Below are 16,572 nucleotides of genomic sequence, written 5' to 3'. Positions count from 1 at the left end.
GGTTAATTCATTTCAGCAGGGATAGTCTACCCGGACAGGGCAGACTTGATTACCTCTTGTATCATACATTCCCCCCTGACAATTAATCCACCCTGCCTACTCCCCTTTTTTAAGGGGGGTTAGGGGGGATCAGTCTTAAGTGAACCGTATTGTGCTATAATCAGCCTTGAATCTGCTGTCGCACCCATTGACGAAAATCTATCTCTGCGGCAACTTCATCAATGAAAGCAGCTTCTAGAAACTGGTATAAATCAGTTTTTTCAATAATCGGAAAAGTCGGAGATCGATCGCGCTCGACATAAGCCCCATCGACTAATTGCAGAATTCGCCATACCCGCCCGTTAAACCGCCAAAACTCAGGCACTCCCATACTCGCATAGAGTGTATTTTTATTGAGATCCGTATGAGTAATATCCACTTCCACGACTAAATCCGGGGCAGGATCGACATTTAAATTAACCGGGCGATCGGCAACTAAGGCATAATTCTGGATATAGTACCCATTGTCGGGTTCGGCGCTCTTGAGTAGGTCTTCGCGATCGAGCGTAGTCGATCCCATCGTCTTGATTTTCATGCCCATCTCCACCACAAGGACTTGAATCAAGCGTTCAATCAAGCGAGCAGAGCGTTCGTGTCCTTCGAGGGACTGGGTAATTTCTAACACTCCGTTATCGTAGGTAAAGCGGGCGCGGGTGCGATCCGCCAGCAAACTTTGAATTTGCTTAAAGGCCTGCCAATCGAGGTCGCGAAAGGTGAGGCGCTTTTCTCCGACAAGTTGAGGTGGCGGCTCTAACAACATCAAAATTACCGCAATTTGAGATCGGATCGGATGTACGGTTGAAACCGCTTCTACACAAACGATGTCCGCCTCCGGGGACTAAGGATCGCGAATTAAATAACTTACAATTTTAATTATTGTGGGATGGGCGTCCCGCCCGTCCAGAAAGGGCGGGCGTCCCGCCCACCCCACTTTCAAGAGTGTAAATTATTTAATTTCTATTCCTAAGAGAGGATAACGTAATTTTAACCGCCCACTCTTCAACTCCTGGCTCGATCGCGTGCAAGCTTGTATAGACGCGGTTTGGAACCGTCTTCTGAACCTTATTATAAGATATTTCTTCAACAAGTCTTGTAGTGCAGGCATCCTGAGTGCGATCGATTTTGGTGCTACTCGTTCTGCTCTTCAACCGGCGTCCGGCGGGTTTTGTTTGTATAGACGCGGTTTCAACCGCCCGGTTTCAACCGCCCGGTTTCAACCGCTGAGTTTCTCCCCAGTACCCCGAGTGAAAAAAAATAAGACTTAGGGGAACAAGCCTGCTACTGTTAGTGTCAAACGCAAGTATAATTATTTAACGTTTCGACTACCCTATTTAATTGCTGCCTCAGTCGCCACCGCCCCTATGCCATCAACAGTCAATACAGAATCAACAGCGGTTCAATTTAACCAACAGGGAGAAATATACTTATCCCAACGGAAATTAGCAGAAGCGATCGCCTCCTGCGAGCAAGCTTTAAAGATTGACCCCAATTTTGCACCGGCTTACAAAACTTTGGGCAATGCGCTGCAAGCTCAAGGCAGAATGGAAGAGGCGCGGCACTGGTACGCTAAAGCTATTGAAATTGCACCGAATTTTGCGGAAGTATACGCGAATTTAGGCAGCATTGGCGCGCAGCAGGAAAAATGGTCGGAGGCGATCGAGTTTTACCAAAAGGCGATCGCGCTTAAGCCTAATTTCGCAGGAGTATACCGGAATTTAGCCAAAGTATTCGGACAAATTGGCAAAGCGGCAGAAGCTCAAGAATGCTGGTATCGCGCATTCTGTTTGGAACCGGAAAAAGCATCTCCGGCAGAACATTTAAGTATGGGTGATGCTTTCTTTCGGCAAGAAAAGTTCCCGGAGGCGATCGGCTGTTACGATCGCGCCATAAAATTAAATCCTAATCTACCTCAAGCTTACCAAAACTTAGGCGAAGCGCTGAAAAAAGAAGGCAAGTTACAGGAAGCGACAGTATATTATCGTAAAGCTATTGAACTGAACGCAGCTAATGCTAGAAACGGCAGCGAGGGAGAGCAAACTTTGGCGGGTGCAACTGCAACTAACGGTGCAGCAGTTAAACCGCAACCCGCAGCACCCCCAGCCAAGCCGGTAGTCAAGCCACCAGTACAGCAAGCAGTTAATTCTACAATTAGTATAGAAGATCCAGAAGCATACAAAATACTCGCAGAAGGCTATTTTGCTCAGGGAAAATTGGAACAGGCAATTTCTGCTTGCAAAAAAGCTTTACAAATTAAGCCGGAAGCGCCACTTTATAAAATGCTCGGCAACGCCCTGCAAGCAGGTGGCAAAATTGATGAAGCTAAAAGTTGCTATGTCAAGGCAATCGAAATTAACCCGAATTTTGCCGAAGCCTACGCTAATTATGGCAGCATTTGCGCGCAGCAAGAACAGTGGCAGCAAGCGGTTTCTGCTTACGAAAAGGCGATCGCCATAAAACCGGATTTTGCCGGTGCTTTACGAAATTTTGGGAAACTTTTGGCGCAGTTAGGCAAGTCGGAGGCGGCAGCCGAAGCCTGGTATCGAGCATTTGCGATCGACCCGAAGTCGGGCACTGCTGAGGAACACGAGAATTTAGCCAAAACTTTGATCGAGCAAGGTAAGGTTGAGCAAGGAATCGACTGTTATCGGCGCGCGGTTGAGTTAAACCCAAATTCTGGCGCAGCTTATCATGAATTGGGCGAACTTCTGAAGGGTCAAGAACAGTGGGAAGCGGCAGTAGATGCTTACACCAATGCAATTAAAACAAATCCCGAACTTTCTTGGTCGCACAACAATTTAGCTGAGTCGCTGGTTAAGTTGGAACGCTGGGAAGAAGCTATAAATGCTTACCGCAAGGCGATCGAATTAAATCCAGATTTTAGCTGGTCTCACAACAATTTAGCAGATGTGCTGCTGAAGCTGGAACGGTGGGAAGAAGCTGTAAATGCTTACCGAAAAGCAACAGAATTAAATCCAGATTTCAGTTGGTCGCATAACTATTTAGCAGACGCGCTGATTAAACTGGGACGGTGGGAAGAGGCTATTTCGGCTTACCAAAAGTCGATCGAACTAAATCCCGATCATTTCTGGGCCCACAACAATTTAGCAGAAGCGCTGGTGAATTTGGAACGCTGGGATGAGGCGGTGGTTGCGTACCGGCGCGCTAACGAACTGAATCCGAGTTTCTTCTGGTCTCATAGCAAGTTGGGCGATGCGCTGCTAGAAATGGAAAGATGGGATGAGGCGATCGCAGTTTACCGTCGCGCGGCGGAGTTGAATCGCGATTTTCCGTGGACTTATTACAACATGGGGACGGCTTTTGAGAAGTTGGAACGGTGGGATGAGTCGATCGTTGCTTATCGCTGTGCGGTGGAAATTCAGCCGGATTTGCCGTGGATTTCGCAGAAGTTGGCTGATGCTTTGAGGATGCGATCGCAGTGGGATTTGCAGGATGCGATGCGTTTGTACCAGCGCGCGATTCAGGAAAATGCTGATGACTTGCAGTTGTATCACAAGGCGCTGGAGATTGCACCTAATGATGCTGACCTTTATGTTGGGTTGGCTGATGCTTTGGTGCGGCACAGTTGGCCGGATGGGGCGATCGTCTTCTATCAGATGGCGTTGCAGGTTCGGCCGGGCGATCGAGGAATTGCAGCGCGGTTGAATAAGGTACTCGAAAAAAAAAAGGGGGTAATTAAGGCGGTCTTAGGGGAGAATACATCGTTGGCTAGTATTTCAGAAAGCAGTGCGATCGAGCAAAAATCTGGGACTACGTTGGATTACCATAAACCAACAAGGCAAGTAGAGGAAGAGAAAGCTTTTTATAGCAAAGTGAAAGAAATAACCTCTTCAAAGCCCTTACCTGCCGAAAATTATTACGAGCGTTGGCAGAAGCAGAACCTTCCTACAGCGGATGATTTACGCCGGATGTCAGACATGGCGAAAACATTTAAGCAGCAGCCTCTATTGAGCATTCTGATGCCGATTTATAATCCGTCTGAATATTTATTTCAAGAGGCTATTGAATCAGTAATTAATCAAGTTTATCCGCACTGGGAACTCTGTATAGCTGATGATGCTTCAACCCAGTCTTATGTCAAACCAATTTTAGAAGAATATGCCGCTAAGGATGAGCGAATTAAAGTTGTATTTAGAACTGAGAATGGTCAAAATTCTGTTTGTCTCAATTCTGCTTTAGCCTCGGCAACAGGTGAATTTATTCTATTGTTAAACCATGATGATGTTCTCGCGCCAGAGGCCATCTATGAAGTAGTCTCCTTGCTAAAACAGCATCCTGAAGCTGATTTGATATATTCAGACGAAGATAAATTAGATGGTGCAGGTAAGCTAACTGACCCATATTTCAAGCCAGATTGGTGTCCTGACTCCTTTCTGTCCAGGATGTACATTGGTCGTCTAGCAACTTATCGATCTACTTTAGTTAATGAAGTTGGTGGATTTCGAGTCGGTTATGAAGGCAGCAATGATTATGACTTAGCTCTCAGATTAACCGAGCAAACTAATAAAATCTTCCATATTCCCAAGATTCTTTACCATTCGAGAGTTATCACCAGATATGGTGAGAAAAAATATAGTATTAAGAATAACGAATCAGCAATTAAAAAATCTCTGGAAGATGCACTGGCACGGCGAGGAGAAAAAATTGCCCGTATTATAAGTGTGCCTGAGTTTCCAGGATCTCAGATTATTCGTTATCAGATTGCTGACTTCAAGCTCGTTAGCATAATTATTCCAACAAGAAATCTAGGAAATTTCTTGGAACGATGTCTTAAATCTATATTTGAAAAGACAACTTACCCAAATTATGAAGTAATTGTTATTGACAATGGGAGTGATGAACCAGAGACATTAAAATTATTATCTCAATGGAAAAACAAGGAGCCTAAGCGATTTAAGTGTTATGAATTAAATATCCCTTTCAATTTTTCTCGACTGAATAACTACGCTGTAGCTCAAGCTGAAGGTGATTATATTCTGTTTTTGAATAATGATACAGAAGTCATTACCTCAGATTGGATTGAGGCAATGGTTGAGCAAGCTCAAAAGCCAAAAATTGGTGCTGTAGGTGCTAAATTGTTGTACTCAGATAATACAATTCAGCACGCAGGGGTTGTATTGGGACTGCGGAGTATAGCGGATCACAGTCACAGGCATTTTGCTGATACAGATTCAGGATATTACGGTCAGATTTCCACTATCAATAATTACTCAGCGGTTACAGGTGCTTGTTTGATGTGTCGCCGGGAGGTGTTTGAAAAAATTGGGGGATTTGACGAACAGTTAGCTGTGGCATTTAATGATGTCGATTTGTGCCTAGAAATCATGCGGCGGGGGTACCGAAATGTTTATCTACCTCATGTTGTTTTGTATCATTACGAATCGAAGAGTCGGGGAATAGAAGATTCTGCTGAAAAACAGCATCGCTTTATGAAGGAACACGAAACAATGAAGCAAAGGTGGAAAGAGATTATTGACTGCGATCCTTGTTACAATAGTAATCTGACCAGAACTAGAGACGATTATAGTTTAAGGGTTTTGTCCAACTTTAAAATTCATGTTTACAAACCAGAACAGCCTTCAAAGCTATTATTGGCATCGGCCGTAGATGCTCCCCAACCTGGAACAAAGTTGAATTTTAGTACGATTTATTTTGGTGGCTGGGTAATAGGTAAAGACTCTCTAGCAAGTAAAATAGAGTTAATATGTTGTGGTCAAACTATCCGAGAAATTCCTGTTGGTTTATATCGGCCAGATGTGGGTCAAGTCCATGCACATTCATCTTGGGCTGAAAATTCCGGTTTTTGGGCTGAAGTGGAGTTAATCGAAATACCAAGCGAAGCTGAACTACTTTTACAGGTTGTCCTTGAAGATGAAAGTCGGGTTCCGTTAGCGGTAGTGTGTTTTGACGAATTTGGAGAACCCCAAAATTAGGGACACTGGAGAAATATACCTAAGAATGGGCATAAACAATTGAAATTTGGTCAATGTGTTAAAATACTTAAGGTTGGTTTATTTGGCTAATGCCTGCTCAGTTTATAGTTAGCTTGACAAAAAAAGGTTTTGTGTTTTAACTCGATCTGAGGTGGATAGTTGCCGCAATTATTAAATATCTGCTATATGGTAAATGATATGAACTGGGAAAGTGCGATCGCCTATTTGAACGAAGGCAACCAATTAAAAGAGGCTAGTTTTTATGACCAAGCGCTGGAGTGCTACGAAAAAGCCTTAGAAGAGTTGAACATGGAGACTGTGGAAATCTACAACCAACAGGCAGAAGTATATTGTCTCCAGGGGAAAGTAGAGGAAGCGATTACTTATTGTCAGAAAGCATTGACTATTAAACCTAATTATGCTGTAGGTTACAAAACTCTGGGCAATGTCTTTTTAGTGGCGGGGAAGGTGGAAGAAGCCAGGGATTCTTACGTTAAAGCCATAGAAATTCAGCCGGATTATGCTGCGGCATTGGCTAATCTGGGCAGTATTTATGCTCAAAAGCAAAGTTGGGAGGAGGCGATTTCTTATTATCAAAAGGCGATCGAAATTCAACCTGATTTTGCGGGAGTTTACCGGAACTTGGCTAGGATTTTTTCACAAATTGATAAGCTAGAGGAAGCAGCGGAGTGTAGTTATTTGGGACTCATACTGGAACCGGGTAAGGCAACGGCTGAGGAATTTCTTAGCTTGGGGAACAGCTTGTTAGAACAGGGCAATCAGGATAGAGCCATTATATGTTATCGTCGAGCGATCGATCTAAACTCCAGTTTTTATGCCCCTTATCAAAAATTAGGAGGAGTTCTAACTGTTCTCAAACAGTGGGATGAAGCTATTGCTTGCTACCGAAAGGCGATCGAACTAAACCCTAGTTTCCCAGAGGCTTACTACAGTTTAGGGGAAGCACAGGCACAACAATGGCGGTGGGAAGAAGCTGTCGCCGCCTACTCAGAGGCAATTGAGCTAGAGCCAAGCTACTTTGAAGCTCATCAAAAATTAGGAGAGGCTTTTCATGTTGTAGGGAAAATTGATGAAGCGATCGCCTGTTATCGCCGAGCTCTGACAATTACCTCAAACTATCTTGGATCGTCGGAACAACTACACTCGCTACACTTTAACTTAGGCGAAGCTCTTCAAAGACAAGGAAAATTTGAGGAAGCGATGGCTTGTTATCTCAAATCTCTAGAATTTTCACCTGAATCAAGTAAGGTTCACCATCATTTAGGAACAGCCTTGAGTGCTTTGCAAAGGTGGGATGATGCTGTGGTAGCCTTCCGTCACGCGATTGAAATTGACAGAGATTTATTTTGGTCATACCATCAACTAGGTCTTGCATTGATTGTCCTGCAAAAGTGGGATGAAGCTCTAGCTAATCTCTGTCGAGCTTTGGCTATTAACCCAGAAGCAGAATCAGTTCACAGCCATTTAGCTGTAGTTCTAAAATCGCTACCGAGATGGGAGGAAGCATTAGTTGATTTTCGCCTAGCCGTTGAGCTCAATCCCACTTCGGCTGAAGTTCACTACTATTTAGGCACTGTTTTAGCGTTAGTTCAGCAGCATGATGAATCTGTAGCCTTTTACCAACGAGCCATTCAACTCAAACCAGATTTATTTTGGTTCCATCAAATATTGAAGGAATCTATCGCAAACAAAAGTGATCTTGAGCTTGTTTATGCTGCGTATCAGCAGGCAGTTCGGCTTCAGTGTGAAAATCCAGAACCTTACTTTTATATAGGAATGCTTCTCACACTCTCCGGCAGAGTCAATGAAGCTAGGATTGCTTACCAGGAAGCATTACAAATAAAACCAGATTATGTAGCAGCATACTGGAGTTTAGCATGGCTATTATCACAACAGGAGCAATGGGCTGAAGCGATGTTATCTTATCAAAAAGGTTGTGAGATTAACTCTCTTGGAGCAGAAGAACACTTCAAGAAAACCAGTAGATACAAATTTATCAAGCTATATTCATTGAGTGAAGAAGACAGGATTTTTTTGGATGATGCTGGTTTTTCTCTGGGGAATTTGGAATTAATCGAACAAGATAACATGGCTTGGAAAGAGGTCTATCCTAAGATTTTCAACTATTCTCCTGATATGCCTCCCGCAGAATTTACCATGCCAGCTTTCCAACAAAGAATTTTTGACACTGGCTATATCGATTCTGTTTGCCCTTTCACGGGGCACAGTCTGAAATCAAATCAATCCTTATATATTTATCCTTACTACGAAATCTGTTATAGGTTTGTAGGTAGTGAAGTCTTTTATTTAATAGTGGGCTGTTGGCATTCATTTAAAATTGGAATTTATATTCCTGGACGAGAGACTATCATTAGTTTTTGCGACGATAGCAATAGTACGATGATTGCATGGCAAAAGGAAGAAATAGAAAATATTGTAAATGCTTTAAAGTTTTATACTTGTACTTCTTTGCTAGAAATGAAAGATTACATAGTCAATGAAGCGCCAAAGAAATTAGCTACTAATGTAGGTAACGTTGGCAATATAGGACACTATTTTTGGAATCAAGTTTCAGCATTTCAAGAATTACACGATAGCCAAAAATTAAGTAACATTGATGCCTTGATGTTTGGGGCATGGAATTATTTAGATATTCGTGATATTTTTCCAGAAATTGATGCACAGAATAACCCGAAACCAGAAACATTTTTTACCAACGATTATCAAACACCATCTATGGTATTTAGTATGTGTTTGTCGAATAATCTATTTTTAATAAATGTGAGTTCTTTGTTGGTCACAGAAAAATCTGCCAATCGGCTATATCATCGTTCTTTCACAAAATGCGAACCGAGTTTTTTACAAAAAGTAGGAGAATCTAAGAAGCATTTTCCGCTTATTTGGATTACACTTCGCAGCCATACCAGAGGGTGGCTGTCTCAGGTTGAAGGAATTGCCAATATCATTAAAGCTCTATCTCAGGATTATCCTGATTTGGGTATAATTTTTGATGGAGTACCTAGCGAAAAAGCTAATTTGGAAAAAATACAAGCTCTAATTCCTCCTACTATCAAAACATATAACGCTCTCAACTGTGCTGTTTATGAAACAATCGTCTGGTCTCATGCTATGGATATGTTTATAGCTCCCTACGGTGCAGGCTTAATATTTCCCTGTCAAATTGCCAACAAAACTGGTGTCCTACACACACACAAGGACGGGTCTCGATTAGAACCTTTCTGCCTTAATCCGAGAGAAAATAGTCTATCAATAGTTCCTGTCTCGCGGGATACTATTGTTGATTCTATTGATTCAGAATATAGTAATCCTAATACTCGGAACTACCATATTCATTGGAAAGGGATTTATACTGAAACAGTAAATATTATTGAACAGTTAAACAAGTAAATAATCTTAAGAAGCTACTCATCTTTAACCTCCTCAGACATTCACTCGCAACAATTAGCTCATAAATACACAAGTCTCTATAGAAACTACTTTCCTAAAAGGAAAAACATCATAAGGTATCCCTCCACGCCACATATTATGACCCTCAGCAGAAAGGTAATAGGTTTCCAAATCATCATTGAGATCGTTCATCATCTTATAATAGTCACCCTCAAAATCACTAATCCCATAAGCCAATTTTTGTAATTTTAACTGATTAAAAAGAATTACCTTTAAGTTCTCGTCATGCTCCTGAGCGCCAGCACCTTGAAGCACGTGATCTACACAATGAATTGATTTACCTCTAGGACGCAAAAACTTACTTATCCCCTTAAAAACATTCTCAAGTGCCTCTTCAAAAATATGTTCCAACACCGAAACTGAAAAAATACAGTCAAAAGAAGCTGGATTTACGCCTTGCAAATTAGGTTCAAAAAAAGCTTTAATGATATTCACATGGGGATATTGCTGGATATATTTCTCGTATTCCATAGGCCCATTGCCGTCCCCCTGGTAAGGGTCAACTATTGTTACCTCATACCCCAACTCAGTTAAGAACCCAGCGACAGAAGGGATTCCACCTCCTATCTCCAAGAGTTTTCCTCCCAGAGGAACTTGACTTATAATAGTCTTAATTATCCAAGGCCTTTGCACATTTTTTAAGTCCCCATCAAATTTACACATTTGAGCGAGATAATCTGCACTATCACAAAAGTCTCTTACCGTAGCATAACCCATGGTCTCAGACGTCCTCGGTTTAACATACCTATTGATAAGTAACTGCTTCGATAATTCATCCAAAAAACGTACGGGTTGAGTTAAGGATTGTTGTTGTTCCGTAGCAGAGATGTCCAGTTCAGTTTGAGTCTGCTTTAATTCTGCCTGAGTTTGATCGAGTTGAGCCTTAATTTCTTCTAACTCTCTTTGAACCTGTTGCAATTGAATCTTAGTTTGTTCTAATTCTTCCTGAATATGAGGCTGATTAATTAGTTGAATATTAGGGACTTCAACCTGAAATAAAACAGACTTTTGAGGGGGTAAAGACTCGGATTCTATATTGTTTTTCGATTCAATAGCTTTCTTGCTCCAAATATCTTCATAAAATGATTTAAGAACTTTGGTATTTTGTTGCCAATTTAGATGAGTTCTAGCAAAATTAACAGCCCCCTGACTTAACTTACCGTACAACTCAGTATCATTCAATAGCACTTTCACAGCATCAACAATATGTATCGCATCAGCAACAGGCAATACCCAAGCATCTTTCTGATGCTCCATCACACAAGCAATATTTGTCGATGGCATAATTACTGGCTTGCCCATAGCGAGAAATTCAGGTAGCTTAGACGGGAAGCGATAATCGTTAAATTTATCAGGTCTACCAGGCTGAACTAATACATCAGCTAAAGCCAGAATATCCGGCATTGTGTTGTAATCTATATACCCAAGTTCAATAGAATGGTTTTTTAACCATTGATCGTCTGCACCTAAAAATTCACAAGTGTTCATCCCAGTCCGAATTAATACAGAGGATATTCCCTCGCGATTCATCAAGGCAACGGCTAAATAGATACTCCTCACTTCATTGATATTGCCTGCATGAACGTTGCCTGTATAGCAAAAAACCACACTATCTTTAGGCACACCCAATCTTTCAGCTAGTTGAGAATTTCGTCTTCTAATAAAAAAATGTTTAGTATCTACACCAGGCCAAAGAGTAATACTAGGGATGTGGTCTGGCACAAATTCTTTTAATTTTTCTATAATAACAGTTACACCGTCCGAACCATCGATTAACTCGCGATATCTCGTCGGATGCGAAAGGCGTTCTGGAATATCAAGATAATCAACAGAATCGAGTAGCCTTTTAAAAGGCTTTTTCAAATCTTTTTCGAGGATATACTCTTCATTATCTTCTAAGTGAATTATCAATTTGAAATCATAAATTTTCCTCAGTTGGTCGCAGTAAATTCTATTTACTTCTCGTGGTGTCCAAGCATGGACAATATCAGGCCCACACCCATTGACAAAAAAATCATTCAAGTGGGAAATTTCACAAAATTCTGTGACTTTATATAAAGTTTTTCCCATCAAAGATACAGTAACTCTATCCCGAGGGACACAAACTACACAATCCAACCCCTGAGTAATGAGGTTGTTAGCAAAGTGATGGACGTGAATAGCACTTTGAGAATGGAAGTCATTGTAGAGGACAAATAAAATATTTTTCATCGCTATCCCAGAATAGTGTAGTCGTTAAGTTCAAGATCAAAGTTAGCATTAAAATAGGGATCTCCTTGCTCTATTTCGATTTGCGACTGCTCAAGCAGCAGCATTCGATCTATTGACTCATTATACCCTTGCTGCCTTCGAAACTCGCGAGTAATTAAAACTGCACGCGGGGTAAAGATAATCCGCTTACCCTCGTTTCTCAGTCGCAGACACAAATTGATATCTTGATAGCTAGTGAAAAAATGCTCGTTGAAACCTCCAAGTCTGTCAAAATCACTTTTTTTAACCATCATACACGAATCGGCTACCGCAGATACCTCTCTAGCACATACTAGAGAACCGGCATATCCATCCGAGTTAGCAGAAAAACCTCTCATTAGATAATTGACTGTACTTTTTCCTCCCAAAACTATTCCAGCGTGTTGTACAGTTTGATCTGGGAAAAGTAGCAATGCTCCAACAGCACCTACGTCTGGCTGTTCGGCATAGTAAAGAAGATGTCGAAGCCAATCTTCTGTTACTACTTCAGTAGAATTATTGATAAAAACTAGGTATTCTCCTCGTGCAGATTTTGCACCTAAGTTATTAGCAGTAGAGTAATTGAATGGAGATTCTAGCTTCAAGTGTTTGATAGAAAGCTGATTGTTTGGCTGCAAGGCTTGAGAGTTGGTCGTTTTCTCCTCAACAATTATAAGTTCATAATTGGGATAATCAGACAAAGATGATATGCTTTTCAAGCATTTTTCGAGATAGTTATCAGTATATTTAACTGGAATAATAATGCTGATCGGAGGATTTTGATTTCTCGGCAATGGGTTGATATTCACTCTGTGTCCGCCTATCCCAGGCTCGGCTTTTGCAGGTAAACCCAACCGCTGCAAATGGGCATTAACCGCAGCTTGTTGTAGTTGCTCAATTCGCGGTTTAGCATTAATGTCTGCTGCAACACTTCCGCTAATCTTCCGCCAGTGGTAAAGAATCTGGGGAACGTGGGCAATTTTGTTGGTAAATTCTGAGATTCGCAATAATAGTTCGTAATCCTGAACACCGTCAAACTCACTTTTCAATCCTCCGACGGTTAAGGCTAAATCTCGGCGGACACATAAGAGATGTCCCACATACATCACACCTCGAAAATATTCTAGAGACCAGTCTGGTTTAAAGAATGATTCTACATAGTTAAGGCCTGAAAAATCAATCTTATCTTCGTCAGAATAAACAACATCAAAACCTTCAGAGAGCTTGTCTAAGCTTTCCTGCAAAGCTGTCGGGGCTAATGTGTCGTCGTGGTCTAAAAAGCACACATAGTCTCCGCTTGCCATCGCCAGAGCTTTATTGGTAGCTGAGCTAATGCCGCCCGACTCTTGAAAGGATACCTTAATTCTTGGATCTTTCTGAGCTAAACCTGCAAGTACAGTGCGAATTTGTTCAGTTTGAGAACCATCATCAACGAGGCACCATTCCCAGTCTGATATGGATTGAGCGAGTACGCTCAAGGCAGTTTCAACGAACCAATCGAGAGAGGAATTCCATGTGGGCGTAAGGATGCTAATTTTAGGATTTTTGGTTTGAAGTTGAAGTGGTTGTGCTTGAATTGCTGGGTCTATAATTTGCCAAAACTTGTCACAGTTAACTTCAGATAGCCCCAACAAGCTTTTGTAGAATTCAATATTTTGAGTTTTTCTACGAGGTCGCTTGTTTTCAATAGGTATCGGAAGTTCCTGGGGCTGTACTTGAGGGAAGTGAGGCGGCGAGCTATTTAGGTTTGCCTGAACCTCTTGCAAATAAGAGCGCGATCGCTCCAAGTCGGCTTTAATTTTTTGCACTAGGGAGAGCGAACTCGCTCTTCCTTGATGAATTTGGTTCAATTCAGGCTGTGACTGTTCTATTTTTGGGAGGTTATTTATTACCTCTTTTGATTCTGTTTGTGGGTGAGAAATAAAATATAGGTTATTTGAGATTGGCGTACCTTGATCACCTTTAAACAAAGGAGTTAAAATAACTAGCGAGTCCGGGACAAGTGTCTGCTGTTGGGAAGTCCAAGGCACTAAAATAGTGAATCTAGCGTTTTCAGCGCTTTCTAATTTTGGGTAAATATCCTTAACGTCTGGGCTGGGGATGCCTGCTGTCAGTTGAAAATCGCTTACTTCCCTGCCTGCTATGGAAACCTTGAACCCATCTACAGACTTCGATTCAAATGAGGCGACCCATCCCTGTAAATGCAATACTTGATTTTCTATAACCGCTACATCCAGTCTACCTAATGTTGGCAGTGGTTGCTGTGATTTGAGGGTTTTGTTTTGGTGGTGAGTGTGGGATTGCTGTGGCTGTGCCTGAGTTGGGACTCCTAAGCTTGACTGTTTGTTTTTTTGTAAAAGCAGCATATCTTGAAAGTATGACGTTTCTCCATACAATGGAGTGCGACCGCACCACACACCGTAAAATTTGTCGGCAACCGTTAACTCGCGTTCGCCTATCCACTCAAATAATAGCTTTTCCTTAAAACCAATCGCCCCCTCAGGAGCCTCTGGGTTGCTAGTGAAACACTCATCTAATTCATAAATCATTTGATGAACACTTTTGCCTTCTTCAATCAAATATTCTGATTTTTCGTTAAGCAAGAACCAGGTACAGAGACAGCGACCCCCAGGTTTTAATACTCGCCCGATCTCTTCTAGATAATGGCGTGTTTCATCTGCCTGTATGTGCGTGAATACAGAATTAAGAGCAATAAAATCAAAAGTTTCATCCGGGTAAGGGAAGGTAAAGTTTACAGCTTCTACCTTTCCTTCGGGATTATAGAATTGATTGTAAATATCTACTCGTCGGAATTGGAAGTGGGGGAAGCGAGGAGTAATAGCTTGCTGGGCCCAATCAATTAATTTACCAATAATATCGAATCCGTCATAGCGACCTGGAGGCTTTAAGTAGTAGGCCAAATTATAGGCTAGGCGACCTACTCCACATCCAACATCAAGGACTCGATCTGTGGGGGTAAGACCTAATCTTTGGAGAAAAGCAACGAATTCAAATTGCCAAGGAGCTCCTCCCCCAACAATGCTCATGTATTCATCGCTGGGAATAGATAGAGAAGGCTCTGCAACAGTCATCAGCACATTACCTTTATGCCCTTTGAACAATGGAGTTAGGACGATCAGGGAGTCTCGAACTTGTTGAGCTAAAGGGATCTTAAGGCAAAATCGAGCATTCTGTGCGCCCTCTATATCTGGGTAGACCTTCAAAACATCAGGGCTAGGGATGCTGTGCGCCAATTCAAAGTCTGTCCAATCTTTCCCTGCAATAGAAACTTGGAAGGCATCGACAGAACCGATGTTCAGTGAAACCATCCACCCATATATGCAAAATACTTCATTATTCTCTATAACTTCTAAATCAACGCTGCCCAAGGTTTTTACTATTTCAGTTGCTTTGCTCATTTTTATTTTCTTTTCAGTTAGCTATTTGATCAGCCGTCTTCTGCGAACAAATGTTGTAAGGTTTACCTTGGCCCTTACTTCCACAACAGATGCCCGATTGGCATCCGATCTTTCTTTACGCTGGTTCCACTAATAATCCTCTATCTCCCGGAGCTTGGCTGCAACTACCTGCCGCATCAACTGTTTCCGCTCTGCTGAGTTTGTCAGCGACTGGGTATAGATCCGGGAACCTGTCTTTGAGGACAAGTTAGTAAAACTATCTAACGAATTCAAAATTGTTTCCGTGCGGGAAAAAGGTGTATGTTTCAATGATTCATGTAAACGATCGCCCATTTTTAGTTAACTCGCCATTTTGATAACGGTACCAAGCATCCCCAATTAAGAGTTGGTAATGTATCGACCCCTGTCCATTTATATTGCTCGTTATAGCGTCACTGAAGCCCGATCGATCCTATTCTGCCTGTGTTTGATGCACTTGAGACTGGGATTCTTACCACAATACCTCTGTTTGATGCAGTTGAGACTGGGATTGTTCCAACAATACCTCGCACTCTCGGTTAAGACTTATACATCAGAAAGCTGTCCGCATAGGTAAATTCCTATACTACCACTGGTGCGTGACGCAATCATTTCCTCGATTCAAGGGTTGATGGTGTTGGTTCGAGGGTCTACATCGCAAAAAAACGGGGGCTATCTCTTGTTATTGTAAGGCATCAGCAGTTGGGATGAAGGTGAAGGAATGCACGATCGCCTGACCAGTTACACCCACTGCTTAGACCCACTGCTTTGATAGCAAGTTCCAGCGCCACACTCTCGTTACAGGTGGGGACGCAGTGCTTGACCCCCAGCAGGCTACCAATTCGCTGTTCTAATTCTTGCACATAAGAGCCGTTGTTAGTGATGATCTTCCAGTCTAGCATATCATTGATGCGTTGCATGAGGGAGGCGCGATCGCCTATATTACAGTTCGGACAATTTTTTGACGCCCCTGTAAGCTTTGCAGGGCGCTACCAAAACTTAGGTAAGATAATGGCTTGGAGGATTGGACGAAGAGGGTTTGACGAAGAAGTAACAGTTGCGTACAATGATGTGGATTTGTGTTTAAAAATGCTAGAGAAAGGGTAGCCAGAAATTTACCAGCCTCATGTATAGTTTTTCTCAAAAAGGTTCGCGGACAAATTTTAACCTGTAAAGCTGGATATTACAGGGTTTGAGCGTACCTCAAGAAACCTGAGAAAGGCTAGAGTTTTATACCACAACGAATCTAAAAGCCGGGTTACTAGGATTCACATGAAAAGAAAAAGCCGCTGAGGAAGGAATAGAAGCTAATGGAAAGCAGGTAACCAAAGTTTATTGACAATGACCCTGACTACAGCCCTCATTTAACTAGAGCTTGTTAAGACAGCCGTAGATTGGAGGGCGATCGTTGGCGGGGAAGTCCTTAG

Annotated in this window: 6 protein-coding genes; 2 read left to right on the top strand and 4 right to left on the bottom strand. The window is 42.1% G+C overall.

Annotation, left to right across the window (positions count from 1 at the left end; translation table 11 throughout):
* Positions 1-160 precede the first annotated feature (160 nt).
* Positions 161-799, bottom strand: a complete 639-nt coding sequence (locus tag JGK11_RS04735; RefSeq protein WP_293210795.1) for a Uma2 family endonuclease — start codon at positions 797-799, stop codon at positions 161-163.
* A gap of 601 nt (positions 800-1,400) precedes the next feature.
* On the opposite strand from JGK11_RS04735, the gene JGK11_RS04730 reads away from it, so the two are divergent.
* Both JGK11_RS04730 and JGK11_RS04725 read left to right on the top strand, forming a co-directional pair.
* The gene (locus tag JGK11_RS04730) at positions 1,401-5,990 is read left to right on the top strand and encodes a tetratricopeptide repeat protein (protein ID WP_293210793.1); all 4,590 of its coding nucleotides are present in this window, start codon (positions 1,401-1,403) and stop codon (positions 5,988-5,990) included.
* A 186-nt stretch (positions 5,991-6,176) separates the two neighbouring features.
* Positions 6,177-9,419, top strand: coding sequence for a tetratricopeptide repeat protein (locus JGK11_RS04725; protein WP_293210792.1), 3,243 nt, complete (start codon positions 6,177-6,179; stop codon positions 9,417-9,419).
* A 54-nt stretch (positions 9,420-9,473) separates the two neighbouring features.
* On the opposite strand, the gene JGK11_RS04720 is transcribed toward JGK11_RS04725, so the two are convergent.
* The 3 genes from JGK11_RS04720 to JGK11_RS04710 form a co-directional block, all read right to left on the bottom strand.
* Complete coding sequence (locus JGK11_RS04720; protein ID WP_293210790.1) at positions 9,474-11,690, bottom strand: glycosyltransferase; 2,217 nt, start codon at positions 11,688-11,690, stop codon at positions 9,474-9,476.
* A gap of 2 nt (positions 11,691-11,692) precedes the next feature.
* A complete protein-coding gene (locus JGK11_RS04715) occupies positions 11,693-15,127 on the bottom strand; it encodes a glycosyltransferase (RefSeq protein WP_293210788.1) in 3,435 nt (1,144 codons plus the stop codon).
* 713 nt (positions 15,128-15,840) lie between these two features.
* Positions 15,841-16,065 carry a DegT/DnrJ/EryC1/StrS family aminotransferase gene (locus JGK11_RS04710; RefSeq protein WP_293210786.1) on the bottom strand — a complete coding sequence of 75 codons (225 nt, stop codon included), beginning with the start codon at positions 16,063-16,065 and terminating at the stop codon, positions 15,841-15,843.
* Between the last annotated feature and the right edge of the window lie 507 nt (positions 16,066-16,572).

It is taken from the genome of Microcoleus sp. PH2017_34_RAT_O_A (assembly GCF_020737885.1).
Taxonomy (GTDB): Bacteria; Cyanobacteriota; Cyanobacteriia; order Cyanobacteriales; family Microcoleaceae; genus Microcoleus.
Note: the sequence above shows the minus strand (reverse complement) of the source record. Positions and strands in the feature narration are given on the sequence as shown.